Raw genomic sequence first — 26,816 nt, 5'->3', positions numbered from 1 at the left:
AATGAAAATTATCCAAAAAATTGGTTTCGGAATATTTCTTATTTCTTTTGCCATATTCCTCTCATTATTGTTTGTTGGCAAATACAAATTAACGGATACTGTTTTTAATAATGTAATTACAGACAAAACCCACCAAAAATTATTAAAACCTGAATTAAGCAATATCTTAGATAAAGAATACACCAGTAATATTGACTTTATTAAAGACTTTAAGAACAGTGTTAATAGAATTAATGAAAAATTTAAATCTGAACAACAATGGGATAAATTAATTTACACAGATTATACCTTAGAAATAGTTAAACAAAGCACCATTGGTTTAGTGAAAGATAATAAAACCTTATTTTTTTATATATGCTTTGTTGTAAGTGCTTTGGGCGGCTTAATATATATAGTTGCCGAATTGTTTATAAGCCCTGTTGCTGGAATAAAAAATAACAATATTTATAAAACAAGAATTACCAGCAGAGGTGTTATAGCCTTTTTGTTTGCGGCTTTTCTAATCTCATTTTATATATTTCTTTATAAAGCCCCAGCTTATTTAAGTAATTGGATATTATTAGTTGATGATTTAAGTTTAGTTCTTACTGGCGGTGTAGCTTCTCAATGGTTTTTATATGGTTTTCTGTATTCGTTGATTATGACAACCATGGGTATTAAAATGTATGTGAAATATCGCCACAGTAATTACCAATTATTAAGAACCACATCTGTTATCTTCTTTCAATTGGCCTTTGCTTTTATAATTCCAAACATACTTATCAAATTGCAAATGCCCTCTATGGATTTTAAAAATATGTGGCCATTAGATTATTCTTTCTTTTTTGATTACAGGTTAGATGAATTAACAGCTGCCGGTACTTTGGGTTATTGGATGTTAGGTTGGGGCATATTTTTATTTGTGGTAGGTGTGCCAGTAATGGTTTATTTTTTTGGAAAAAGATGGTATTGCAGTTGGGTTTGTGGTTGTGGTGGTTTAGCCGAAACACTAGGAGATCCTTTTAGACAACTTTCTGATAAGTCTTTAAAAGCTTGGAAATATGAAAGAGTAATTGTTCATAGCGTTTTGGTTTTTGTAATTGTTATGACAATAGCTGTACTTTATACTTTTTTTACTGGTACTACAACAATATTAGGGATTGATACTTATCTAATAAGAGAAGTTTATGCATTTGCAATAGGATTTGTATTTGCTGGAGCAATTGGTACAGGATTTTATCCGCTGATGGGAAATAGAGTTTGGTGTAGGTTTGGATGCCCTTTAGCAGCATATTTAGGGTTAGTGCAACGTTTCAAATCAAGATTTAGAATCACTACTAATGGTGGCCAGTGCATATCATGTGGAAACTGCTCTACCTACTGCGAAATGGGAATAGATGTTAGAGCTTATGCTCAAAAAGGAGAAAATATTATTAGAGCATCTTGTGTAGGTTGTGGTATTTGTGCAGCTGTTTGCCCAAGAGGTGTTTTGAAATTAGAGAATTTAGCAGAAGAAGGAAGGTTTGATGCTTATATCAGACCAGAAGAAAGTATAATTAAATAATGACAGAAAATACAATCAGGAATATTTATGTAATTATTCCTGCATATAACGAAGAAGAATCTATTACGAAAGTTATTAATGACGTTCCAAAATCATTAGTAAAAGAGATAATTGTTTGTAATAATAATTCTAAAGATAATACGGCCGCAGCTGCAAAAAACGCTGGTGCAACCGTTGTTGATGCACCATTGGCAGGTTATGGTAATGCTTGTTTAAAAGGAATTGAATATTTAAAAACTAAAGCAACAGCAAAAGACATCGTTGTATTTATTGATGGCGACTACTCTGATTACCCCGAAGAATTAGTAAATATAGTTGAACCTATAATTAATAATAGCGCTAATTTAGTAATAGGTTCTAGAGCTTTAGGAATTAAAGAAAAAGGATCTATGACAATGCCACAGGTTTTCGGCAATTGGCTAGCAACTCACTTAATTAGAATATTTTATAATGTAAAATTTACAGATTTAGGGCCATTTAGGGCAATATCTTGGGGAGATTTGATGTTAATAAACATGAAAGACAAAACCTACGGATGGACTGTTGAGATGCAAGTAAAGGCTGCAAAACTTAATTTAAAATGTGTAGAAGTACCAGTAAAATATAGAAAACGAATTGGAGTGAGTAAAGTTTCTGGAACTCTTAAAGGGGTTATTTTGGCTGGGTATAAAATAATATGGACAATTTTTAAAAACTTGTAATTTTTAATATTATGATTTGGCAAGTTTCCATTCTTATACTTTACACATTATCTTTAAGTGTAATATTTATTTTTAGTATAGGTCAAGCTTATCTAATTTATTTTTATCTAAAAACGTCAGATGAGCATAATGAAGAGGTGATTACACCCTCTGTATTGCCAATTGTAACTATACAATTACCTCTTTTTAATGAGTTGTACGTTACAGAAAGACTCATAAACTCGGTTTGTAATTTAAATTATCCAATCTCAAAACTAGAAATACAAGTTTTAGATGATTCTAATGACGATTCTTTAATTCTTACTGCTAATATTATAAAACAAAAAATAGCCGAGGGATTTAATATTAAACACATCACTCGTGATAAAAATATTGGTTTTAAAGCTGGGGCATTACAACATGGATTATCTAATGCGCAAGGAGAATTAATAGCAATTTTTGATGCTGATTTTTTGCCAGAAGCTGATTTCTTACACCAGCTTATCCCCCATTTTCAAAATCCTAATATTGGTATGGTGCAAAGTAGATGGGGCCATATTAACAAAAACTATTCTTTACTTACTAAAATTCAAGGCTTTGGTTTAGACGGGCATTTTACCATAGAACAAACTGGAAGAAACAAAGCCAACTTATTTATGAATTTTAATGGCACTGCTGGTATTTGGCGTAAACAATGTATTTCTGATGCAGGCGGATGGCAGCATGATACACTAACAGAAGATTTAGATTTAAGTTACAGAGCACAATTAAAAGGGTGGAAATTCAAATATGTTGAAGAATTAACTACTCCTGCCGAATTACCTATAGAACTTAATGCTTTTAAATCTCAACAACACCGTTGGACAAAAGGAGCAATTGAAACTTCTAAAAAAATGATTAAAGAAATTTGGAAAGCGGATGTTGGTTTAAAAAAGAAAATTTTCGGAAGCTTACATTTACTAAACTCTTATGTTTTTCTTTTTGTTTTTTTAACCAGTATTTTAAGTCTTCCGGTTTTATTAATTAAAAACAACTCTAATATACCTGTAATTTACTTTCAATTATTATCGGTATTTATGATTGGATTTATAATTGTTACCGTATTTTATTTAATTGCGAATTTCTCTAAAAAAGACTCTTTTAAAGCTTTTGCCAAGCTTTTTCCTATGTTTTTATCAGTTTCAATGGCATTAAGTTTTCATAATTCTATTGCTGTTTTAGAAGGCTTATTTAACTTTAAGTCTGATTTTATACGTACGCCAAAATTTAACTTGTCAAATATTAAGCAAAGCTTTAAAGACAATGTTTACATTAATAAAAAACTTCCAAAATCGTTTTATGTTGAACTGTTCTTGTTCGTTTATTTCTTTTTAGGAATAGTAGCTGCATTTTATTATAACGATTATGGATTATTACCTTTTCACTTAATGCTTTTTTTAGGTTTTGGCATATTAAACTATTACGCTTTAAAACATCAACTTGTTAAAAATTAGTTTTTAAAATACTTTTTAGAGCTCAAAAAAAATCCCTTTTGAATATATTCAAAAGGGATTTTTTTGTTAAGAGTTTTTGTGTCTTTAATTATCTTTTAGATATGTCAACGTAGTCTTGATTTTTTTCTCCAACGTAAATCTGACGAGGACGACCAATAGGTTCTTTATTTTCTCTCATCTCTTTCCATTGTGCAATCCAACCTGGTAAACGCCCTAATGCAAATAAAACAGTAAACATTTCTGTAGGGAAACCTAAAGCTCTGTAAATTATTCCTGAGTAAAAATCAACGTTTGGATATAATTTTCTTTCTACAAAGTAAGGATCATTTAGCGCAACTTCTTCTAATTTTTTCGCAATATCTAAAACTGGGTCGTTTATACCTAGTTTTGCTAAAATCTCGTCACAAGCCTTTTTAATAATTTTTGCTCTTGGATCAAAGTTTTTATAAACTCTATGCCCAAAACCCATTAAACGGAAAGAATCGTTTTTATCTTTTGCTTTATTAACCCACTTATCCACATCACCACCATCATTTTTAATTTTCTCAAGCATTTCAATTACTGCTTGGTTGGCACCGCCATGTAACGGACCCCAAAGTGCAGAAATACCTGCAGAAATTGATGCGTATAAATTACAATCAGAAGAACCTACAATTCTTACTGTAGATGTTGAGCAATTTTGCTCATGGTCTGCATGTAAAATAAGCAACTTATTCATCGCATCAATAACTACATCATCAATTACGACATCTTCTGTACGTTGACCAAAAGTCATGTACATAAAGTTGCTTACATAATCATATTTGTTTTTTGGATAAATTACCGGATGCCCCAAAGATTTTTTATAAATCCAAGAAACAATAGTCGCCATTTTAGCCAATAGTTTGATAATAGTTAATTCAAACTCTTCTTTAGTTTGGTTTGGGTCTAAAGATTCTGGATAAAAAGAAGACAAAGAACAAACCAAAGAAGACAATTGCCCCATTGGATGAGATTTTGATGGAAAGCCATCAAAAAACTTCTTCATATCTTCATGCACCAAAGTATGGCGACTAATTTGAAGTTGAAAATCTTCTATTTGTTTTTGGGTAGGTAAAGCTCCATAAATCAACAAATAAGCAACCTCTAAAAAAGTTGATTTTTCTGCTAATTCTTCAATACCGTAACCTCTGTATTTTAATATTCCTTTTTCTCCGTCTAAAAAAGTAATTGCACTTTTTGTAGCTCCAGTATTTTTAAAGCCACTATCTAATGTCACATAACCAGTTTGATCTCTTAATTTAGCTATATCAATAGCCTTTTCCTCTTCTGTACCTTCAATAATAGGTAGGTTGTACAATTTTCCGTCTAATTTAAGTTCTGCTGTTTCTGACATATAGTTTTTTTTGGCTTTGGCACAAATTTAATTATTTATGCGAGTAAATAAGGTTATAAATTAACTAAATCCCCTCATTTAGCTAAATAAACACTTATTCCGCTTTAAACAAAATAAAAAATCAAAAAATTTAAATGTTTTTAGCTGTTTAGCATAAAATTTACAATTAATTATCAATTGAATTACTTTAACTCAATTTTTCATCAAAATTATATCGCTGGCACTCCTTATTTTAAAATTCTTATAACATAAAAAATAGAATTAAAATTTTAAAACCAGACGTAAATATTATTCGTAATTAAACATATCTTTAAATGTATTTTTATGTATGAAATATCTTAAACTTAAAATAATTATTTCTGTTTACGTCTGTTTAATCATCCTTGCGGTATATAACAGCTTCCATAATTATAACAATGATATAAATAGCGCTAAGCAAGAAGTTTTTACAAAGCTTTCTACAGTTTCTTCAATAATTGCTTCTCAATTAGATGGAGATAAACATGAGAAAATCATTAATTCTTTTCCAAACACTGATGATATAAATACTAACACTCAAAACAAAGATTATTCTGAGATTAACAAACAGTTAGCTACAATAAAAAAATCTTCGGGTATTAACACAGATATTTATACCCTTGTACCCACTCAAGATATCAAAAAGTTTTATTTTGGAATATCATCAAGTGATAAGCCTTATTACAAACATTTATACCATACCCCGCCTAAAGAATTAATAGATAATTATAAAAAAGGCGGTGTAATAGATGAATATAATGATGAAAATGGAATTTGGCTATCTGCTTTTACGCCTGTAAAAAACAGTAATAATGAGGTTGTTGCTGTTGTGCAAATAGATAAAAATTTTGAAGAATTTAAAGATGATATTTTTCATGATTTAATTAATAATATTTTATTGGTAATAGTTTTTTATGCTTTTATTGGTGTTTTATTATACTTATTTCTGAAATCACTTTTAATAAAAGAAGAAAACTATAACAAAGCACAAAATGAATACACAGATATTTTAGCTAAGGAAGTTGAATTAAGAACAAAAGAACTCTCTTTAATAAATAAAAAATTAAATAAGGTAAATAAAGAACTCGAATCTTTTTTCTATAGCACCTCGCATGATATTAGAGGTCCACTTTGTAGAATTTTAGGCCTTTCTTCTTTGGCTAAAATTGAGACTGATAAACAAGAACTTGTTGAAATGATTGAAATAGAGTCTCAGAAAATGGACGAGATGCTAAAAAAAATGATACTTGTGAATAACATAAGAACAAAAGATTTAAAAATAGTTAGCATTGATGTTAATAATAGGCTAAATGAAATATTAAGTGGAATTAATAATAAGTATAAGCTAGATAAACATGATGTTATTGTGAAAACACAAAGCCAAAGTTTAAATAATTTTAATTGTGATATAGAACTATTTGATTCTATAGTAATTAATCTTTTAGATAATGCCTTTAAGTTTAGCAAGCCAGGCAACCCGATAGTTAAAATTAATTCTTTTATAGACCAAAGCGGCATTTTAAGTTTATCAGTCATAAATAATGGAAAATCTTTTTCTGAAATAGAAAAAGATAATGCTTTTGAATTATTTAAAAGAGCAAATAAGCAAGGAGATATGGACACTATACGCTTAGGCTTATACTCTATAAAAACTGCATTAGATAGAATTAACGGTTTAATTGATATTTATCCAAAAAATAATCTAACAGAAATTAGAGTAATGATACCAAACAGTAATGCAAGCGAGGCAATTAATGAACTTATTTTAAAACAAAAAATAAGTTTAAGCTAAATTATTTGTTTTGAGTTCGGTATTTTTTTGGCGTTACGCCCATTGTTTTTGAGAATAATCTGGTAAAATAATGAATATCCAATATCCCAAGTTTAAAAGAAATTTCTTTTATCAAAAAATCACTAAATTTGAGATACTCACAAGCTTTCTGCATCTTAATATTATTATAATAGTTAATAGGCGAAAAACCAGTTTCTTTTTTAAATAGAAAAGAAAAGTGAGAAACCGAAATGTTCACATTCTCTGCCATTTGAGACAGTGTAATATGTACAGCACAATTTTCTTTCATAAATTGAATTGAGGTGTTTATTAAACTTTGATTTTTATTTTCTTTATGAACATCAATATCTGTAATTAATACAAAAGAAGAAATTAAATTAAGTAAACACATATTTATTAAAGTTAGATTATCATCTCCAAAACCTCTTTCTAAATATTGGTAAATTCTATTAAACAATTTTATTCTTTCCTCATTATATGGCAAATAACCTTTATAAGATTTTGCTGATTTTATAAATAAATCAGACATTTCCTCAATTGCAGTTCCTTTATAAAAAAACCAGAAAATTGTCCAAGGTTTAATTTTATCTGCATAATAAGAAAACGGTGTTTGCGCTGGTATAATAAAAAAATCTCCAGGCGAAATATGAAATATTTTATGATTAATAATTGCAACCCCATAACCGTTTATACAATAAATAAGTACATATTCCTCTCTCCCATCATTTTCTTCCATAAATTGATATTTAGCATCCGGAAAAAAACCAACTTTTGTGAAATTCCCTATTTTTGAAGTAGTGTTAATTTCACCATATTTTTCTAAAATATAATTTGGTAATTCTATTAAGCGTTGTCCTGCAAATCCTTGTTTCTTCTTTGCCATTTAATAACTGTTTGTATAAAAATATATTTTATTTAAATAATTGCGTAATATAGTCCAAGATTACAATAATATATAACATATTTTACCCTTTTTCTTGTAATACCTTGCAATCATATTAACAGTTTATATAATTATAAATTTTGAACTCAAGCTGTTATTAATAAACCAACTTTAAGCAAATAATAAATGAGAGACCCACAAAATCTTGTAAAAAGTATTTTTCTAAAAACATTTAATGAAGAACCTGTTATTGTTCGTTCACCAGGAAGAGTAAATTTAATTGGAGAACATACCGATTATAATATGGGTTTTGTTTTACCAGCTGCGATAAATAAAGCTGCTTATATCGCTTTAACAAAAAGAGAAGATGATAAAATTTTTGTAGTTGCTGCTGATTTAGATGAGTCTTACACTACAGGTGTAAATAATTTAACTTACTCTGATAAAGGTTGGCCAAACTATGTAATATGTATAGTAGAACAATTACAAAAAATAAATAAAATAGTAGGTGGTTTTAATGCAGTAATATCTGGCGATGTGCCTTTAGGCGCAGGAATGTCATCATCAGCAGCTATAGAATGTGCAACTATTTTTGGTCTTAACCATGTTTTTAACTTGGAGTTAGAAAAAATGCAAATGGTAAAATTAGCTCAAAAAGCAGAAAACGAGTTTGTGGGTGTTAATTGTGGTATTATGGACCAGTTTGCAAGTGTTTTTGGTAAACAAGGACATGTGGTGAAATTAGATTGCCGATCTTTAGAATATGAATATGTTCCGTTTGAGTTAGAAGGAATTAAGATAGTGCTTTTTGATTCGATGGTAAAGCATTCTTTGGCCTCATCAGAGTATAATGTACGTACCAGCCAGTGTGGCGAAGGTGTTTCTATAATCCAACAAAAATACCCAGAAGTTAAAACTTTAAGAGATGCTACTATTGAAATGGTAGAAGAATGTTTAGCTAATGAAAGTAAGGATATTTATGATAGGTGTAAATATGTAGTTGAAGAAAACCACAGACTATTAGCCGCTTGCGAAGATTTAAAGGAAAACAAAATTGCTGATTTTGGGCAGAAAATGTATGAAACACATACAGGGTTAAGTGAACTTTACGAAGTAAGTTGCCCTGAATTAGATTTTATAGTTGATTGTACAAAAAAAGAAGATGGAATTTTGGGAGCCAGAATGATGGGTGGTGGTTTTGGTGGTTGTGTAATTGCCTTAGTTAAAGAAGACGAATTAGAGGGTATTGTAAAAAGAATAAAAGAAGCTTATTTCAATAAAATGAACATAGGCATGAATGTTTACATTACTCAAATTGAAAACGGTACACATATTATAGATTAAGTAGTAAGTAGTAAGTAGTGAGTAAGAAGTAGTGGGTAAAAAAACTAGGATTTAATTCAAATTTTAAAAAAGAAAAATTTTAGTCATTTAATGACTGGTAACAGAACTATATGAGTTTTAATTTCGAAGAACATCCACATAAAAGATTAAATATACTAACAGGTGACTGGATTTTAGTTTCTCCGCACCGGACAAAAAGACCTTGGCAAGGCAAGGTTGAAGCTTTGGTCAAATACCCTAAGCCCAAGCTATGATGAGAAATGTTATTTATGCCCAGGAAATACCCGTTTAGACGGAACGGTGAATCCAAAATATACCGCACCTTTTGCATTTAGAAATGATTTTTCTTCTTTACTAAATGATACACCAGATGGCGGACTTAACGCAAATGGTTTATTGCAAGCCAAAAGTGAAAAAGGAATTTGCAGAGTAATCTGTTTTTCTCCTCGTCATGATTTAACCTTGCCACAAATGGAGGTTGATGAAATTGTACAAGTGATTGATTTATGGAAAACTGAATTTCAGGAGCTGAGCAAAAACGAATGGATTAAATACATTCAGATTTTTGAAAATAAAGGAGATATTATGGGTTGTAGCAATCCACACCCTCATGGTCAAATTTGGGCGCAAAGCAGTACCCCTGACGAACCTGCTAAAGAAACCGTTCAATTAGCTAAATACTTTAAAGAAAACAAACAAAGCTTGTTGAGCGCTTATTTAGCAGAAGAAGATAAAACAAAAGAAAGAGTTGTTTTACAAAACGAGCATTTTGTAGCCTTAGTTCCGTTTTGGGCTGTTTGGCCTTATGAAACTATGATTATAAGTAAAAGACATGTTCAATATACGCATCAATTTACAACACAAGAAACCAAAGCTTTGGCTGAAATTGTAAAAGCCTTAACCATCAGGTACGATAACCTTTTCGAAACTTCATTCCCTTATTCTTCAGGTATTCATCAAGCACCTGTAAATGATGGTGAACACCCAGAATGGCATTGGCATATGCATTTTTATCCGCCATTGTTACGCTCGGCAACGGTAAAAAAGTTTATGGTAGGCTATGAAATGATGGCAAACCCACAAAGAGATATTACGGCAGAGCAAGCCGCTAAAAAGTTAAGAGAATTAGCTGATGTGCATTACTTAAGCAAAGTTTAAAATACGCTAGGTAAAATATCACTGGTAAATTCCCTTGATATTAATTATTTATGGGCGTTTAAACACGCTTTACACTACCTGCCTGACGGTAGCAAGGCGTCTTTTTTTTATCCTTCACTCCGTTCAGGATGACAAAAAAGATGCTGTTCCAATCGTTAACGCATAAATGTAAATAAACACTTAGTATCAGAATATTTGAAAAAGACCATAACATCAGTTCCTGAAGAAAAGGTAGAAGAAACTGTACCAACAAAAAAACCGGCCACTAGCACTAAAGCAAAAACAATTGCTAACCTAAGACAGCTGAAAAATCAAAAGATTTGTAATTAAATTAATAAATATCATAAATAGCTAAGCTTCACAATAATTTAAGCTTGGCTATTTCATCCTATTTATTTTTGAAGTATTACGGTCGCTTACAAATTTAAAAGCATGGGTCAATTGTTTCAATAACTCCTCTATATTAATGGGTTTAGATAAAAAATCGTTCATGCCAACTTTCAAACACTCTTCCTTATCTTCTTGCATTGCATTAGCTGTTAAAGCAATTATGTAAGGCTGTACAATGGGTAAACTTCTGATGGTTTGCGTAGCTTCTAAACCATCCATTTCTGGCATTTGCACATCCATTAAAATAACATCAAAATCATGTAATTCCATTAAAGACAATACTTCAATCCCATTTTCTGCCATAATGGGTTGGTAACCTAATCTATTTAAAATTTTATCAATCAGCTTTTGATTGATGTAATTATCTTCAGCTACTAAAATCTTTAGCGGATGCTTCTCCCCAAATGCTTCAATCAATAATGTAGGTTTTTTTGTTGGTTCAATGGTATCATGAGCGAACTGAAACCCTTTCTGCAAGGCTTTGCAAAGATCTTGTTGTTTAACTGGCTTGAGCAGGATAGATGAGAAAAGCTCCGGAAAATCATTCTTTGAATCATCACCAACAGAACTCAATAAAACTATTGGTAATTGTGGGTTTTTACCCTTTACTGATTTTGCAAACTCTACACCATTTATATCTGGCATTTGCATATCGGTTAATACCAAGTCAAAAGTATGTTTACTTAACTCGGCTAAAGCTTCCTTAGCTGAATTTGCCATTATAGGAATTAATTCCCAATGTTCTAACTGTATTTGTAGAATTTTAAGGTTAGTTTCATTATCGTCAAGCACCAAAACTCGTTTACCTTTTTGGCTGGTCATACTACAAGGCACCTTTATAAGAACAGGTTGTGTACTAATTGCAGTAGCAATGGTGAAATGAAAAGACGATCCTACGCCTAACACGCTATCTGCAATAATAGTTCCGTCCATTAAATGCACCAAACGTTCGCAAATAACCAAACCTAAGCCGGTGCCACCATATTTGCGATTGGTTGAAGAATCTACCTGACTAAATGCTTTAAACAATCTTTGTAATTTATCTTTAGGAATCCCAACACCACTATCTCTTACTTCAAAAGCAAGTTCGATGTGGTTATCTTCATTTTGTTTTAATAAACTAACTCCTATAAACACTTCTCCTTCAGCGGTAAATTTAATGGCATTACCTGTAAGGTTAATTAGTATTTGCTTTAACCGTAAACTATCCGCAACCAAATTTAAAGGGATTTCATGTGCAATCTGATAGATCAAGTCGAGGTCTTTTTCTGCTGCTTTGCCTGCAAACATATCCATCACCTCTTCTATGCAATCCCGTAGGTTAAAATCATGCAAATCTAGCTCAAGCTTACCAGATTCTATTTTAGAAAAATCTAGTACGTCATTAATTACATTTAACAAAATTTCTCCACTTGTTTTAATCGTTTTTACATACTCGGACTGTTCAGGATTTAAAGGAGTATCATAGAGCAATGTAGCCATTCCTAAAACTCCGTTCATTGGGGTACGAATCTCGTGACTCATTGTGGCTAAAAAAATGCTTTTAGCCTGATTGGCTTTCTCTGCTTCTTTACGAATACTTTGCTCTTGTTGCTTTTGTAGATAAAGCTCTTCATTTAGATTTTGCAATTCTTCTGATTGTGCTTGCAATTCTTCATTAAGTTCCTGCAATTCGCCAGATTGTGTTTGTAATTCATCAGTACGATGATTCAAATTATTGATGTAATTCCTTAAAGTTGTTTTTAATAGATTGAAATCATTATAAAGTTTCTGAATTTCAATACTATTAGGCATAATGCTTTTTTCAAAATCTTTGTGTTTGATATCTTTAAAATCTGAGCTGATAAATGCCTCCATTGTTTTGTTCAAGGCTCTGATATCTCGAGTGAGGTATTTAGAAAGTACCCAGCTTAGCAAAAAGCCAAGCATTAATAATGAAATCGAAAAAACAATTAAAAGGTTGGTAAATCTATGCTGTAAATATTGAATTTCTTGGATAGCAAGTTTATCTGTTTGGGCATACACTTTTCCAAATTTCTCAATATAGTTTTGCGTTTTCGGCACTATACCTTCTGCTTTATTAATGCCTAACCTTTCTGTATAATTAAAAAAGGCGGTAAAATATTTTTTATATTGATGTAGTGCGTCAGCTCTGCTCTCAGCATTTAATAGGCGTTGAATAAGGAGATCAATTTCTTTAAAAAAAAGTTGAGCATATTCAACTTTACCTCGTAACATATAATCTTTTTCATGACGGCGTAATTGTAAAATCTCTGTCCCTAATACTATTTTTGAATTTTCTATCCAATGCGCATATCCCCTCATTTTACCTTCTAAACCATCGTTCTCAAAGCCCTTCTGATAATAAATTAATTTGAGTGATTTACCCAATACCAAAGTTTGCTTACTTAAATCTATTAAACTGTCTAATGATGGTGTAACATGAAGCTTATTTTGGATGGCTTTAGCTTTAAGCTGATAAAGATCTTTACGGATACTATCTTGAATGAGCAAAAATTTATCAATGTTTTTCTGCTTGCCTGTTTTATAAAAATTAGGATCATGAAAGCCCGAAAGCATGAATTGCTGTAAATCATCAATACTTTGCAAATATTGGATTTGGATATGACTGAGACCTACAGTAAAGGCTTGCAATTGTTTTTTCCTTTGGTCTATGCAGTTATAAACTATTACCCATAAAAGAATCACTAAAAAAAAAGAAAAAAAACTTAAAAGGAGCCTAGCCTTAAAAGATTTTAAAAGTTTAATTTGAAATAAACGCACAAGTAATTATACGTAGCCACGCATTAGCAGTTGTTATGGCTATATTAAGTTTATGTTTCCTTTATGATGTAGCAATTGGTTAATGGGTAATAGACAATGGTAAATAAAACAACAAAAGAGCGAGCTAAGCAACCCACTCTTTTGCTGTAATTTATTGATTAGTGTATTAAGGATTAATTTTTAGGGTTTTTCCTGCAATATCTTCCCACCTGTATAAATGGTAAGTTTTATCATCGCTCATGGCGACAAAAAGTCCATGTTTAAAATCGTTGTTTAGGGGGATGGAAACAATATCCGAACCGTCACTTTGGTTAGTTGATGTTTTTACAGAAGTGATGAATGGGTGGTTGTGTGGACTGCCATCGCCTTCCCTGCTGTACACTTTAAACTGATTGGCGCTTTGATCTGATACCAAAATATATCCTGCATTTGCCGAAGTTTTATAAATACTGATTCCTTCATTATCATCTTGGAAACCTTCGGTGGCAAATAAGGCCAATTCTTCATTTCCTTTTGCCGGATCTGCATAATATTTACGTACCCCAACTTGTTCATCAGAATAATAAACAAAACCCATCTCATTATCAACAGCAATAGCTTCTATCTCTTTTTTACCACTGTAATTTCCAAATTTCCTTACCAATGTTGCTTTCACTTTTCCGCTACCATCATCTTCTAATAAATATTGCCAAAGGTAAGTTCCATCTGTAGGTCCTGATTTTCTACCTGCAATGGCGTAAATTTTTCCAACAGGACTGGTGTAAAGTGCAATGCCCATTAAATCACGAAATTCTAATCCAGTTTCTCCTTCAAATATAGGAATACCGCCATTGTCTAATTCCTGCATATCGGGTAAAGAAAATATCCTGAGCTTGTGTGTGAGTCTCTCGGCAGCCACTGCAATATCAAAAGATTTTCCTCCTAGTTTTAACCCGTAAGCAATGTCCACATTATTGGGTCTTTTTAAAGCTCTTGTTTTTTCTTGGATGATTTTTCCTTTTAAATCATAAACATACAAGCCCCCGTTTTCATCTTTGTCTGTCCCTACAATTAAAGATTGTGCAGGATCTGTTGGATTTACCCAAATTGCAGGATCGTCGGTGTCAAATTTAACTGGCTCTGTAATGTACAAGGGCTTAACGCTGTTGCTATCTATATTTTGGTTTGCGCAGGATGCAAAAAGTGCTAAAGATGCTGCGCTTAATAATATTTTATATGAAATCATGATTTGTTATTTTGTTGAATAGGATGGTTATTTTTTTAGATTGAGGATAATATCGTTCGTTTCTGTATCGTCAAATTCTCCTTGTAGGGTAAGCACCAAATTTTCGCCGTCAATTTTAAAAGTGCCTTTGTAAACAAATTCTTTTTCCGAGCCGTCTTCTTGCTCCACCTCACCTACAAATTCTACCGCTCCTTCTTGTGCATCATCTTCCAGTTCCTCAAATTCACCTTCTATTTCTATTTCTTTATTTACGGTTTCTTTCTCGCCGCATTCGTCAATCTCTTCGGTTTCTTTAAGTACAATAATTGCTTTAAACTCACCGTATTGAAATTCCACCAAAATTTCTTCTACATCTGCAGCGGTTAAATTCTTTACATCTTCGTTCACTAAACCAAAAAGTTGAATGTACTTCTCAAACTCTGCCTGATTATTGATATCCAATTCATACTCGCCATAAATACCTTCATCATCTAATACCATAAACTCAAATACATTGTCTTTATTAACCACTACATTTTGTCCGTTGGCATCTAATCCGGTTAATTTAATCTCTAGTTTTCTGGCTTGGCTATTAAAAATATCGTCATCAAACAAATCTGCATCTGTTTCAAATTCTATTTCTATTTCTTCTACGCCTTTCGGGAAAGTCACACTTCCTTTTCCTGTATTTACATCATAAACTAAGTTTAGGTCGATGCTTTCATCTTCGGATGTGGTGCAATCGTCTATTTCATAAAATGCTTTCGCATCTAAAATAAATGAGGAGATGCTTTTAAATCCTTCAAAATCGGTAATTTCAAAATTTACTTTCACATCTTGCGCTAACGGAACTATTTTACCGCCCAATTCATTTCCTTCTGGGTCAACCCTATCGGCTAATGTTATTTTAAAACTAAATTTATCTTCGTCTTCCAATTCTCCATCGCCTTCATCGGCTAAAAGCAAAATTTGCGGAAAATCGGCTTCAACCAATGGTGTTACCAGGTTATCGTTCTTTTTATCGCAAGCTGATAAAGTAATGATCAACGCAGATAAAAATATATATCTCAAATTTTTCATGTGTTTTCTAATATGGGTTTGTGGATACTACAAATTAAATTTCAGACCGAAACGAGTCCAGAAAGAATAGAATTCTCTTTGGATAGTTTGACTTTTATTGCCTTGATAAACTTCTAAAGGCTGGTTGGTCATGTTTAAGACTTCAGTAAATAACCTGATGCGATTATTGATGGCATAACTGGCACTGGCATCAAACTGTAAGCGGCTTTTTACATAAATATCTTCTTCTTTTGTACCACCTACTTCTGATAAGAATTCGCCATTGAAATTAAGAGACGTTCTGATAGAGAATTTTTTACCCTCGTAAGCCAAAGAAGCATTTCCTACATTTGAAGATTGGCCAGGCAGCCTGATTTCCTCTGTGGTATTGGCGTTGGCTTCATCAGCACCTCGGCTTTGGATATTTGCTTTAGAATGGGTATAGGTATAATTTAAATAAACACTAAAATCTTTTAAAACGGGGATAAAAGTTAGTCTTCTTTGGAAAGCAAACTCTAATCCGCTTACTTGCGCATCATTACCGTTTTGTGCTTGTACCACATCTATCCCAGTAATGCTTGGTGTACCGGTTAATGGGTAAGGAGAATTGAACAAGATTCTGTTGTAAATAAAATCATCCAATTGTTTGTGGAACAATCCTGCGGAAACAATACCTACCGAGCCAAAATAACGCTCGAACATTAAATCATAATTGATGGCACTTACCGGTAATAAAGCTGCATTTCCTGCTGTAGCTACACCATCTTCTCGGTTAATTTCTTGTGCCGGTACAATTTCCGCAAAATTTGGACGAGCATAAGAATAGGTAACAGCAGCTCTGATATTGCTGAATTTATTGAGTTCGTATTTGAAATGTAATTGTGGCAATAAGAAATCGTATTTACTGGTTCCGCTTACGGGGATAATTTCATCTAAATCGCCAGCTTCATTAATCACAACATCTTTAGAATTGTAGCTCACTTTTGTGCTTTCGTAACGGAAACCACCTAAAACCATCAATTTCTTAAATTGCTGACGAGCCATTAAGTAAGCCGCCATTACATCTTCAGAGGCGGTATAAGCTTCCAGTGCTTCGTCTATCGCTTTGTCTTCTATCTGTAATTCAAACTGACCCGGATTGGCATTGTAATGCGTAATCAGTTTACCTAAATCTAAAGGTCTGCCCAGTTCATATCTTCCAGACATAAACTCATCTTTAACTGGATCCCTATCAAAATTACTTAAATCAGGTACGCCACCTAGGTTTTCGAACGTATTTTGCTGAATGTTAAAGTTCTTATTTTTCGACCTTACTTTAGCTCCGAATTTGATTAAACCATCGTTACCATTTACTTTATAGGGTACACCGACATTAAATTTTGCAGTTAGATTTTCGTCTTTTGCTACTGTTTTACCAAAGCCTACGGCATCAAAATCATACAAAGAATTGTTGGTATAATCTGCGGCTTCAAAAGCTGGGAATTTAGGATTGCTAAAATCTAAAGTACTGGGAATGCCTGCTATAAACTCGCCTTCGTTATCGTAAGGCGTATACTGTTCTCCAAAGCTGTACTGTCCTTCATAATCTAAAAATACCTTTTTAAAAGTATGCTTTGCACCAGCGTTGATAGAGATTACAGCTTGTGATTCGAAACGGTCTTTAGTTGCTTTTACAATTTCGTCATCTTCGGGAATAAAAATATACCTTCTTCTAAATTCCCTATCGGTAAACTTAGAGTACAGACCTTTTAGATAAACCTCGTGATGCGAATTAAATTTATAATCAAAAGATGAACTTAAGCCCAAACGAGTTCTGGTCAATTCATAATCCCTCAATTCCAGTTCATTGTCTTCCACCGCTCTTTCTACTCCATCAGAACCTAAATCGTTATGATAGTAATTGCTATTTAAAAGCATACCGAACTTTTGGTTTTTACCAAAACGCTGACCGTACTGTAACTGCCCTTGTAAATTTGGCTTCCCCATCAAATTATTGTAACCACCGCCTAAAGAACCTATAATCTCAGGCGTACTGCTTTGGGCAGTTCTAGTAATTAAATTGATTGATCCACCAATCGCATCACCATCCATATCTGGTGTTAATGCTTTGGTCACCTCTATAGATGCCAATTGATCTGATGGAATTGCATCTAAAGCCACAAAACGTACATCCGCCTCTGGAGATGGGATTTGCTCCCCGTTTACACTAGTATTGGTAAATTGAGGTGCCAAACCACGTATAGAAACGTATCTACCTTCTCCTTGATCTCGCTCAATATTTACGCCTGGCACTCTTTGCAAAGCTTCGGCAGCGTTAGGATCGGGAAAGCGTCCAATCTGATCGGCAGCAATAATGTTTTTAATATTGTCAGCATTCTTTTGCTGATTTAATGCTTTTGCCTGCCCTTGTGTATAGCCAGTAATGACTACGCTGCTCAGTGTTTGCTGGCGACTGGCTAAGGTAATGTTCAACACTTTCAGTTCATTATCTTTTAAACTGACCTTGATAATGGTATCCTGATAGCCCAGATACCTCACTGTTAAACTTAAATTTCCGGAGTTTACGTAAAACTGATACTCGCCGTTAAGGTTAGTAAAGGTTTGGTTATTGGTACCAGAAAGTAGAATGGTAGCTCCTGCCAAAGGTTCCTTATTTTCCTGTCCAACAATTTTTCCTTTTATAATTCCGCGTTGTGCAAAAGCCAACGTTGCAAATAGTAAAAGGGGTACGCAAAAAAGTAGTGATCTTAAATTCATAAAATTATTTTTTTATTGCAGCAAAGATTAACCCTGATGATTTGGCAATCAATTTAATGGCGTTACAAAATATATACAGTCCCAAAAACAGCATTAACAGGAGGGCAACATTTCAATTTTAAACAAAACAACATATTGATTATCAATTTATTACAAAAAACAAAAAAGCCATTAAGCTTGTGTTAAGCTATTGTTAGCGTACTTTTAAGACTATAAACTTTGAATAAAAGTGCTGAGGTTTTCCCCTTCTCCGAGATTGAGTTTTTTGCGGAGTCTGTACCTTGAAATTCTTAAGCTATCTTGAGATATGCCCAAAAGTGTGGCAATATCGGTAGAGCTCAAGTTCATTTTTAGCAAGGCCACTAAGCGGAAATCTGAAGAGGTTAAATTGTTACAATGCTTTTTTAGGCTATCAAAAAAATGTTCATGCACCCTTTCAAAAATAATTCTAAAATCTTCCCAATTTTTATCTTGATTGTTGTTGAAACTAATAAGATTGAGGAGCTGCTTCAATTCTTTGCGTTGGTCTCTTTTCTCATCTTTGATCATCGCATTCAGCTTACTTTTTAATTCTTCTAGTAGTTGATTTTTTTGGATAAGGTGTAAAGTATGACTCGTTAGCTCTTTACTTTTCAGTTCTAACTCGCCATTTAATTTCTCTTCTTTTAATTGCTTATTGTACAAATCGGCTTCTAATGCTTGCTTTTGAATTTCATATAAATTGTTATTCTGTTCATTTAGCTTCTGCTCGTTTTTAATTTTCAACCGTTGCCTACTAATGATACTTGCGCCCAGAGACACCAATAATATAAAGATTAATCCTGCGCCAATACCCATTAAACGGTTTGCTTTTCTGTCATTTTCAAATTGAACGATGGCATTGTCTTTTTGTTCTATTTCAAAAAGTGTTTGCAGCAGCAACAATTGCTTTTTATTATCTTCAGAAAAGATACCCATAAAAATATCTCTCCCCAATTCGCTGTAATGGTAAGCGCTATCATGTTTTCCCATTAAATCAAATGCTTTTGAAAGATCTCTGTAGGCACTTGCTTGCTGGTAATGGTCATTTAAGGCTAAGGCTTGTTGAACGGCTTTTTTGGTGTAAGTCAAAGATTCTTTGTACCGTCCGTTTTTACGGTAAACGTCTCCAATATTGTTGATGATCTCTATTTGGGCCATTTTATTCCCTTTAGACTCGTTGATGGCTAAAGCTAATTTAAAATATTTAAGCGCAGAATCTAACTGTAGTTTATCCTCATAAATGCTTCCTAAATTTTCGTAGATTTTGGCGATTCCTGTTTGGTCTTTTACGGTATTGAATTGCTGTAAGGCTAATTGCTGAAATTTAAAGGCTTGTTGGCTGTCGTTACTTTTTTCATAAGTTTGACCAATAAAACCATAAGAACAGGCTATTCCTGCTTTGTGTTTGAGCTTTTTGTAAATACCTAGTGCTTCCTGGAAAGATTTTAAGGCTACATCATATTGCCTATTGTAATAGTATGTTTCCCCTATTTTATTCAGGTTTTCGGCCAATTCACCCAAATGGTTTTTTTTTCTGAACAAGTTATTGGCTTTATAATAATTATCCAAAGCTTGGGTGTATGCACCTTGTATGTAAAACAGTTCGCCCAATTGCTCATAACAAACGGCTGTGGTGTAAACATCTCCATTATTTTGAGCTTCTTTCATTAAACGCTTAATCTGTAAAAAAGCAGCATTTGGGTTTTCTTTAATCAGGTTATGGGTATGCTCATATCTATTGTATTCATTGCTTTTCGCTAAAAGCAATGAACTTCCTATCCATGAAAAATTGAAAAGCAGTATGGTTACTCTAATTAAAAAGTTTGCTTTTAATCCAAATGATATAAATCTCATTTTACCATACATTTTAAGAGTTCCTATTAAGGATACTAAAATAATGTGTGCAGGTTAAGTTAATGTTAAACTAGCTTATTGTTTTAAAATTGGAGTTTTTTACAGAAGAACGGAGTTTTTTTGTAGATGCCATGTTAATCAACATCAAAGCAACTAAATTAACAAGTATCAATTGTAATTATACCTATAATTGCTTCTTCTTTTTTCATAAAAAACCTTCGATAAACTATTAAATAGCTAATTCTAATCAAATCTTCGGTTTTTAATTAATGAAACTTAGGTTAATAATTAATTAATTTAAAACAATCTATTTATCTCAGGCGAATTGAAGGCGTCAACAAAGGGTACAGCCAAGAATGTATAGCTTTTATTTTAAACATATCTAAAAGTAATTATTCTAAAATTGAAAGTGGCAGTGTAGTATTAACAGTACAACGTTTATTTGAAATTGCAGAAATTTTAAAAGTACAAATCACCACGCTCCTACGAAAAACAAAAAAGGGAGAAATCATAGTATTAAATTCTTTAATGAAGATCATCTGTATTCTAAAAACACGCTTTAAAAAGTTGTTTTTTAATAAAAGAGAATAACTATACAACAACTAGTAGAAAACTAATAGACAACTACTAGATAAATTAATTAACACCCAATAAAATTGAACGTTTTTTTGAACCTGTTTAATTTTTAAAACTATTTAATTAGTCTTTGAAACTCAAATCATAAGATAAAAAAATGCTTTATCAGTTTAAAGCTATTTCCATTTTATAGTGCAACCAATAGCTTTGGTTTGTGTAATTTCTGGTTTTTTACCAGTCAGTAATGCATCTGCGGCATTTTCTACATAGTTAATTTTCTGAGAATTAACGTTTTCAATATCGTTATCAATAGCTCCAATATAGGCTACTTTTAACCCGCTTTTAGTTTTGTTTAGCAAAAAAACCTGTGGGGTTGCTTTTGCACCATAAGCTTTTGTAATGGCCTGTGTTTCATCTAATAAATACGGAAAAGGGTATTTTTCTTCATTGGCAAGTTTTCGCATGTTTTCAAAAGAATCTTGAGGATATGCAGCCGAGTCGCTTGGACTAATGGCAATAACCGGATAACCCAAAGCAGCATATTTTTTATCCAAATCGATAATTCTGTTTTCGTAAGCTTTAGAATATGGGCAATGGTTACAAGTAAATATGACGAAAAAACCTTTTGCATCAGTATAGCTACTTAACGATACCATTTTTCCATCTACATTTTTAAGACTAAAATCAATGGCTATATCTCCAACTTTATAGCCGGTTTGTGCATTTGCAAAACTGGCAATTGCTACAAAAAGTAAAATCAAAACCTTTTTCATGTTATTATTTGTTTAATAAATATGTTTTCTCTAATTCTTCGAAGGTAAATTCTTGCTCATAAAATTTACGCGTTTTCTTTTTAGGATTAATAATTAAAGTTGCAGGCAATGCACCAGACCATTCCTTACTTATCCTATTTATATATTCCTGTTCAGATTTTTCATTCAATAAAAACACCTCGCTTTTTAAACCTTTTTTTACTACAAAAGGCTCAACTACTTTTTCAAGTTTAGATTTAAAATCGAGACTCAATAGAATAACCTTTAAGGGTTGGTTTTTATAATCAGCATTTAGTTTTTCAAAGTTTGGCAATTCTTTAACACAGGGTGCACACCAAGTTGCCCAAAAATTAACCACATAAACAGTGTCTTTTCCTTGTTCTAATCTAAGGTCTAATTTATTTAAAGTCAATAAATTAACTTGCGAAAAAACATTGTTAAAACTTATGGCAAAAAGAAATAACAATAAAGAAAACTTCATTTTCATAAGTTCTAACTGAAATATTAATTTAAAGATTTTTTTATAATATTAACTTATTTCACACTTCCACCTCTCGAAAAATATTTATAGGTATAAGGATTTCTCAATTTCTCAAGCATCACTCCTTTCCTTGTACTTGCATGTACATAATAACCATTTTGTAAATAAACCCCCACATGGCTAAACTTTTTCCCTTCAAAATCAAAAAACACCAAATCACCTTCTTTTAACTGGCTTTCGTATTTTCTTTTAATTACTTCTACCTGTTTACTTGTATTTCTTGGAATTTCTTTTCCATAAACTTCTTGGTAAATTAAATAGGTTAAGCCAGAGCAGTCAATACCACGTTTACTTAAACCACCAAATTGGTATTTGGTGCCTTCCCAATCATCAATAAATTCGTACAAATCACCGTTTTTAATAGCTTTTTTTGAAACATTCATCGCAGAGGCGTATTTGGAGGCTATCTTACTATTTGGTTTTTCGAAACCAGATTTTGATTTCGTGATATTTTTATTGGATTTACAAGAGGTAAAAGAAAGTGAAATAAAAAGCACAGCATAAAATACTGTGCGCAAAGTAAATTTTAGATTATATTTTGCATATTTTGTAGATACCATATCAAGATTTTTTTAAAACCTTCTGAATTTCATCAAGTTTCATTAAAGCTTCAACAGGAGTTAACGTATTTACATCCAAATTATTTAAAACATCTCTAATTTTTATCAAAACAGGATCGTCCAGTGAAAACATTTGCAATTGCACAGGTTGCTTTTGCATTTTCATTAAACTGGCTTTCACATGCTCTCCACCAGTACGTTCGTTCTCTAAACGTATTAAAATTTCATTCGCTCTTTTTAAAATTTGAGCTGGCATACCTGCCATCTTAGCCACATGAATACCGAAACTATGTTCACTACCGCCAGGAACCAGTTTTCTTAAAAATATTACTTTATTACCCACTTCCTTAACAGAAACATTAAAGTTTTTGATCCTGTTAAAGGAATTACTCAACTCGTTTAGCTCGTGGTAATGGGTAGCAAATAAGGTTTTGGCTTTCGCCGATGGATGATTATGCAAATACTCGGCAATAGACCAAGCGATAGAAATACCATCATAAGTGGATGTTCCACGCCCAATTTCATCTAATAATATCAAACTCCTGTCGGATAAATTATTCAAAATACTGGCAGTTTCATTCATCTCCACCATAAAAGTAGATTCGCCAGATGATAGGTTATCAGAAGCACCAACTCTGGTAAATATTTTATCTACAATACCAATAATTGCTTCTTTAGCAGGCACAAAACTACCCATTTGTGCCATTAAAACTATCAATCCGGTTTGACGCAACAAAGCAGATTTACCCGCCATGTTTGGGCCAGTAATAATGATAATTTGCTGGGTATCGTTATCTAGGTAAACGCTGTTTGTAATATACTCCTCACCCAAAGGTAAATGATGTTCAATTACAGGGTGTCTGCCACCTTTAATATCTAATAGTTTATCACTATTGATTTTAGGTTTTACATAATGATTTTTTTGAGCAGTTTCTGCAAAGCAAAGTAAAACATCAAGCTGTGCAATTAAGTAAGCGTTTAATTGGATAGGTTTAATAAACTCGGCAATGCTATTTACTAAATCGCCAAACAAGCGGGTTTCAATTGCTAATATTTTTTCTTCGGCACCTAATATCTGGTCTTCGTATTCCTTAAGCTCTGGCGTAATATAACGTTCGGCATTTACCAAAGTTTGTTTACGAATCCACTCTTGCGGAACTTTATCTTTATGGGTGTTAGAAACTTCTAAATAATAACCAAATACATTATTGAAAGCTATTTTTAATGAAGTAATACCTGTAATTGCGGCTTCACGTTTTTGTAATTCTAATAAATAATCTTTTCCGCCAAAAGCAATTTTACGTAAACGGTCTAAATCTTCATTTAAACCATCCGCCATTACTTTGCCTTTGTTTAATGCTACCGGAGGGTCGTTATATAATTCGGTTTCTATTTTTTCTCTGATAGAAACACACAAATTAATTTGCTCTCCAATTCGTTTAACAGCGTCTTGGTTAATGCTTTCACAATTTATTTTAACCTCTGCAATAGCTGTTAAAGCCTTTTTTAACTGAATAATTTCTCGTGGATTGGTTTTTTGCAATCCAATTTTAGAAATTAACCTTTCTAAATCTCCAATTTGTCTAATATAAGCTTGTAATTTCTGTCTTAACTCAACATCTTCATAAAAAAACTCAACAACAGCTAATCTTTCTTGTATCGGTTTTTCATTTTTCAATGGCATTACCATCCATTTGCGTAACATCCTAGCTCCCATTGCGCAACTTGTATGGTCTAAAACATCAATTAAAGTCTTCGCATTTTCGTTATTAGAGCCAATTAATTCTAAATTTCTGATGGTAAACCTATCCAACCACATGTAGCGGTCTTCTTCAATTCTCGAAATATTGCTAATATGTTGCAATTGGCGGTGCTCCGTTTCGCCCAAATAATGTAAAGCAACGCCAGCAGCTACAATTCCTAAATTTAAACGCTCAATACCAAAACCTTTTAGCGATTTTACTTCAAAGTGTTTTAATAAAGTTTCCTGAGCATAATCAGAAGTGAAAGCCCAATCATCTAAGGTATAAGTATAAAAACTACTACCAAATTGTTCGGTAAAATCTTTAGATTTTGTTTTAGAGAAAATAACTTCGCTGGGTTTAAAACCTTGTAAAAGTTTATCAATATAATCTGCACTTCCCTGTGCCACTAAAAATTCGCCGGTAGAAATATCTAAAAAAGAAGCCCCAATAGTTTGTTTTTCAAAATGTAAACAAGCTAAATAATTGTTAGATTTTTGCTGAACAATATTATCACTATAAGCTACACCAGGAGTTACCAATTCTGTAACGCCACGTTTAACAATACCTTTAACAGTTTTTGGGTCTTCTAACTGATCACAAATGGCAACTCTTTGCCCCGCCCTAACTAATTTTGGTAAATAAGTTTCAATAGAATGATGCGGAAAACCAGCTAATTCTATATGCGAAGCAGCACCATTTGCTCTTTTAGTTAACACAATTCCTAAAATCTGCGAAGCTTTAATGGCATCTTCTCCAAAGGTCTCGTAAAAATCTCCAACTCTAAAAAGTAATAATGCACCCGGATATTTAACCTTTATTTGGTTATATTGGGTCATTAAAGGGGTTTCTTTATCGTTACTTTTAGCCAATGAATTTAATTTTTTAAAATGCAAAGTTAAAAATTAAACTTGCTGGTTTAAGATTGTGGATAATTTGATGAAATGTGGAATTTTACAAAAAGAATAAATATTTAAATTTCTTGAGGAATGCGGATAATAAAAGTAGAACCTTTTCCTACTTCGCTTTCAAAACTCACTTCCCCTTTTAAACTTTTCAATAACTCTTTTACAATAAATAAACCTAATCCAGATGAACTTTCTGCATTGGTAGGTTTATTTTTAAGCTTAGTAAATTTTCCGAAAAGTTTAGACTGTTCTTCTATACCAATACCCGGTCCTTCATCTTTAATTCTAATTTCAAACTCATTTGTTTGAGCTATTAGGCTAATAAAAATTTCTTTTTCGAAAGGTGAGAATTTTATAGCATTAGATATTAAATTATGTAATATCCTTTTTAAAAAATTCATATCAGTTTTAACTATTGATTTTTCACCTATAAAATCATAGTTAATTTTTATAGATTTAGATTCCCCTGAACTCGTAAAATCTTTAACGTTTTCTTTAACAAATGTGCTTAAATCAAAAGATTCTATATAATTATTTAAAGGGAAATTTTCAACGCTATTTAGTGTTTCCATTTGTTCAATTAAATGGAAAACATATTCTAAACTTTTATTAAAAATAGCCAGTAATTCTTCACTCTCAGGGTTTTGGGCAAAATCCTGAAAAAGATAAGAAAGCATTTTAATGTTACTCAATGGCGATTTTAAATCGTGAACCAATATTTGCATCAATTGGTTATTCTCTTCCATTATAGCTTCAAGCTTTTTGTTTTTCTTTTCAAGCTCGGCATTTTGTTGTTTAATGTTTTCTTTGTAGTAATTTCTACTTAAATGATGACTAATCCATTGGTTTAAGTACATCATTAAATCTATATCGCTATTGCTAAAACCGTTTAACCTTGGTTTTGCCGAAGAAAAATTAATGGTTCCTAAGTCTGTATTATCAAACTTAATTGGTATTCCAATGTAACTTTGTAAATTAAAATGTGTGTGGCTTATTGAATTTTTAAATTTAGATTTTGAAACATCATTTATAGTAAATAGTTTATTTTCTTTTAATGTTTCATTGCAAAAACTATCCTCCAAAGCGTAAATCTTATTTGCATCTATTTTGGTAGGTAATTCATTGTAAATGTATTTTATATGATATTCTTGTTCTCTTACTAAACAAATTATACCTAGGTCAGAATCTAAGATTTTGCAAGCTAATTTTAATAGTTCTTCTATAGAATTTTCTTTGTTTTCTAAAAGAATTGATGTGAGTTTATAAATTTCCTCCATCCTTTGTCTTTCAGCTTCAAAAACAAGTGCCATGTATAAATTTATGTATGGGTGTATATTTTCACTGCAATATATTAAATAATA

At 32.1% G+C, this 26,816-nt stretch carries 20 protein-coding genes; 8 read left to right on the top strand and 12 right to left on the bottom strand.

The window, feature by feature from the left end; translation table 11 throughout:
* Position 1: 1 nt before the first annotated feature.
* From ACFSSE_RS13930 to ACFSSE_RS13920, 3 genes are read left to right on the top strand one after another with little or no spacing between them, the layout of a single operon-like run.
* Positions 2 to 1,543, top strand: coding sequence for a 4Fe-4S binding protein (locus ACFSSE_RS13930; protein WP_379046922.1), 1,542 nt, complete (start codon positions 2 to 4; stop codon positions 1,541 to 1,543).
* Positions 1,543 to 2,244 (top strand): glycosyltransferase family 2 protein, encoded by a 702-nt coding sequence (locus ACFSSE_RS13925; RefSeq protein WP_379046925.1) that lies wholly within the window; start codon positions 1,543 to 1,545, stop codon positions 2,242 to 2,244. Before ACFSSE_RS13930 ends, ACFSSE_RS13925 begins: the two co-directional genes overlap by 1 nt.
* 11 nt (positions 2,245 to 2,255) lie before the next feature.
* The gene (locus ACFSSE_RS13920; RefSeq protein WP_379046928.1) at positions 2,256 to 3,716 is read left to right on the top strand and encodes a cellulose synthase family protein; all 1,461 of its coding nucleotides are present in this window, start codon (positions 2,256 to 2,258) and stop codon (positions 3,714 to 3,716) included.
* An 88-nt stretch (positions 3,717 to 3,804) separates the two neighbouring features.
* On the opposite strand, the gene ACFSSE_RS13915 is transcribed toward ACFSSE_RS13920, so the two are convergent.
* Positions 3,805 to 5,091 (bottom strand): citrate synthase, encoded by a 1,287-nt coding sequence (locus ACFSSE_RS13915; RefSeq protein WP_379046931.1) that lies wholly within the window; start codon positions 5,089 to 5,091, stop codon positions 3,805 to 3,807.
* 328 nt (positions 5,092 to 5,419) lie between these two features.
* Here ACFSSE_RS13915 and ACFSSE_RS13910 point away from each other — a divergent pair, with 328 nt between their 5' ends.
* Complete coding sequence (locus tag ACFSSE_RS13910; protein WP_379046935.1) at positions 5,420 to 6,901, top strand: sensor histidine kinase; 1,482 nt, start codon at positions 5,420 to 5,422, stop codon at positions 6,899 to 6,901.
* Between the two features lies 1 nt (position 6,902).
* Here the strand turns inward: ACFSSE_RS13910 and ACFSSE_RS13905 are convergent, their stop codons facing one another.
* Positions 6,903 to 7,784 carry an AraC family transcriptional regulator gene (locus tag ACFSSE_RS13905; protein ID WP_379046938.1) on the bottom strand — a complete coding sequence of 294 codons (882 nt, stop codon included), beginning with the start codon at positions 7,782 to 7,784 and terminating at the stop codon, positions 6,903 to 6,905.
* A gap of 186 nt (positions 7,785 to 7,970) precedes the next feature.
* Between ACFSSE_RS13905 and galK the strand changes: the two genes are divergently transcribed.
* The 3 genes from galK to ACFSSE_RS13890 all read left to right on the top strand — a co-directional run bounded on the left by galK (position 7,971) and on the right by ACFSSE_RS13890 (position 10,286).
* Positions 7,971 to 9,128 carry a galactokinase gene (gene galK / locus ACFSSE_RS13900; protein WP_379046941.1) on the top strand — a complete coding sequence of 386 codons (1,158 nt, stop codon included), beginning with the start codon at positions 7,971 to 7,973 and terminating at the stop codon, positions 9,126 to 9,128.
* 110 nt (positions 9,129 to 9,238) lie between these two features.
* Positions 9,239 to 9,382, top strand: a complete 144-nt coding sequence (locus tag ACFSSE_RS13895) for a hypothetical protein (protein WP_379046944.1) — start codon at positions 9,239 to 9,241, stop codon at positions 9,380 to 9,382.
* Entirely contained in the window at positions 9,345 to 10,286 is a 942-nt protein-coding gene (locus ACFSSE_RS13890) for a UDP-glucose--hexose-1-phosphate uridylyltransferase (protein WP_379046947.1), read from the top strand. The genes ACFSSE_RS13895 and ACFSSE_RS13890 overlap by 38 nt, the downstream gene beginning before the upstream one ends.
* A 378-nt stretch (positions 10,287 to 10,664) precedes the next feature.
* On the opposite strand, the gene ACFSSE_RS13885 is transcribed toward ACFSSE_RS13890, so the two are convergent.
* From ACFSSE_RS13885 to ACFSSE_RS13865, 5 genes are all read right to left on the bottom strand, one after another.
* The gene (locus ACFSSE_RS13885; RefSeq protein WP_379046950.1) at positions 10,665 to 13,331 is read right to left on the bottom strand and encodes a response regulator; all 2,667 of its coding nucleotides are present in this window, start codon (positions 13,329 to 13,331) and stop codon (positions 10,665 to 10,667) included.
* Positions 13,332 to 13,626: 295 nt separating this feature from the next.
* A complete protein-coding gene (locus ACFSSE_RS13880; protein WP_379046953.1) occupies positions 13,627 to 14,685 on the bottom strand; it encodes a phytase in 1,059 nt (352 codons plus the stop codon).
* A 27-nt stretch (positions 14,686 to 14,712) separates the two neighbouring features.
* Positions 14,713 to 15,744, bottom strand: coding sequence for a hypothetical protein (locus ACFSSE_RS13875; protein ID WP_379046956.1), 1,032 nt, complete (start codon positions 15,742 to 15,744; stop codon positions 14,713 to 14,715).
* Positions 15,745 to 15,771: 27 nt separating this feature from the next.
* Positions 15,772 to 18,480: a TonB-dependent receptor gene (locus ACFSSE_RS13870; protein ID WP_379046958.1), complete on the bottom strand. Its 2,709-nt coding sequence runs from the start codon at positions 18,478 to 18,480 to the stop codon at positions 15,772 to 15,774.
* Between the two features lie 210 nt (positions 18,481 to 18,690).
* Positions 18,691 to 20,355 carry a tetratricopeptide repeat protein gene (locus ACFSSE_RS13865; RefSeq protein WP_379046961.1) on the bottom strand — a complete coding sequence of 555 codons (1,665 nt, stop codon included), beginning with the start codon at positions 20,353 to 20,355 and terminating at the stop codon, positions 18,691 to 18,693.
* 291 nt (positions 20,356 to 20,646) lie between these two features.
* Between ACFSSE_RS13865 and ACFSSE_RS13860 the strand changes: the two genes are divergently transcribed.
* Complete coding sequence (locus ACFSSE_RS13860) at positions 20,647 to 20,946, top strand: helix-turn-helix domain-containing protein (RefSeq protein WP_379100988.1); 300 nt, start codon at positions 20,647 to 20,649, stop codon at positions 20,944 to 20,946.
* A 161-nt stretch (positions 20,947 to 21,107) separates the two neighbouring features.
* On the opposite strand, the gene ACFSSE_RS13855 is transcribed toward ACFSSE_RS13860, so the two are convergent.
* The 5 genes from ACFSSE_RS13855 to ACFSSE_RS13835 form a co-directional block, all read right to left on the bottom strand.
* Positions 21,108 to 21,704 (bottom strand): thioredoxin family protein, encoded by a 597-nt coding sequence (locus tag ACFSSE_RS13855; RefSeq protein ID WP_379046964.1) that lies wholly within the window; start codon positions 21,702 to 21,704, stop codon positions 21,108 to 21,110.
* Between the two features lie 4 nt (positions 21,705 to 21,708).
* The gene (locus ACFSSE_RS13850; protein ID WP_379046967.1) at positions 21,709 to 22,185 is read right to left on the bottom strand and encodes a TlpA disulfide reductase family protein; all 477 of its coding nucleotides are present in this window, start codon (positions 22,183 to 22,185) and stop codon (positions 21,709 to 21,711) included.
* Between the two features lie 53 nt (positions 22,186 to 22,238).
* Complete coding sequence (locus ACFSSE_RS13845; protein ID WP_379046970.1) at positions 22,239 to 22,805, bottom strand: C40 family peptidase; 567 nt, start codon at positions 22,803 to 22,805, stop codon at positions 22,239 to 22,241.
* A 1-nt stretch (position 22,806) separates the two neighbouring features.
* A complete protein-coding gene (gene mutS / locus ACFSSE_RS13840; RefSeq protein WP_379046973.1) occupies positions 22,807 to 25,419 on the bottom strand; it encodes a DNA mismatch repair protein MutS in 2,613 nt (870 codons plus the stop codon).
* A 101-nt stretch (positions 25,420 to 25,520) separates the two neighbouring features.
* Complete coding sequence (locus tag ACFSSE_RS13835) at positions 25,521 to 26,765, bottom strand: GAF domain-containing sensor histidine kinase (protein WP_379046976.1); 1,245 nt, start codon at positions 26,763 to 26,765, stop codon at positions 25,521 to 25,523.
* Positions 26,766 to 26,816: the final 51 nt, after the last annotated feature.

The organism is Pedobacter alpinus, from assembly GCF_042684645.1.
Taxonomy (GTDB): domain Bacteria; phylum Bacteroidota; class Bacteroidia; order Sphingobacteriales; family Sphingobacteriaceae; genus Pseudopedobacter; species Pseudopedobacter alpinus.
This window is presented reverse-complemented; position numbering and strand designations above follow the sequence as displayed.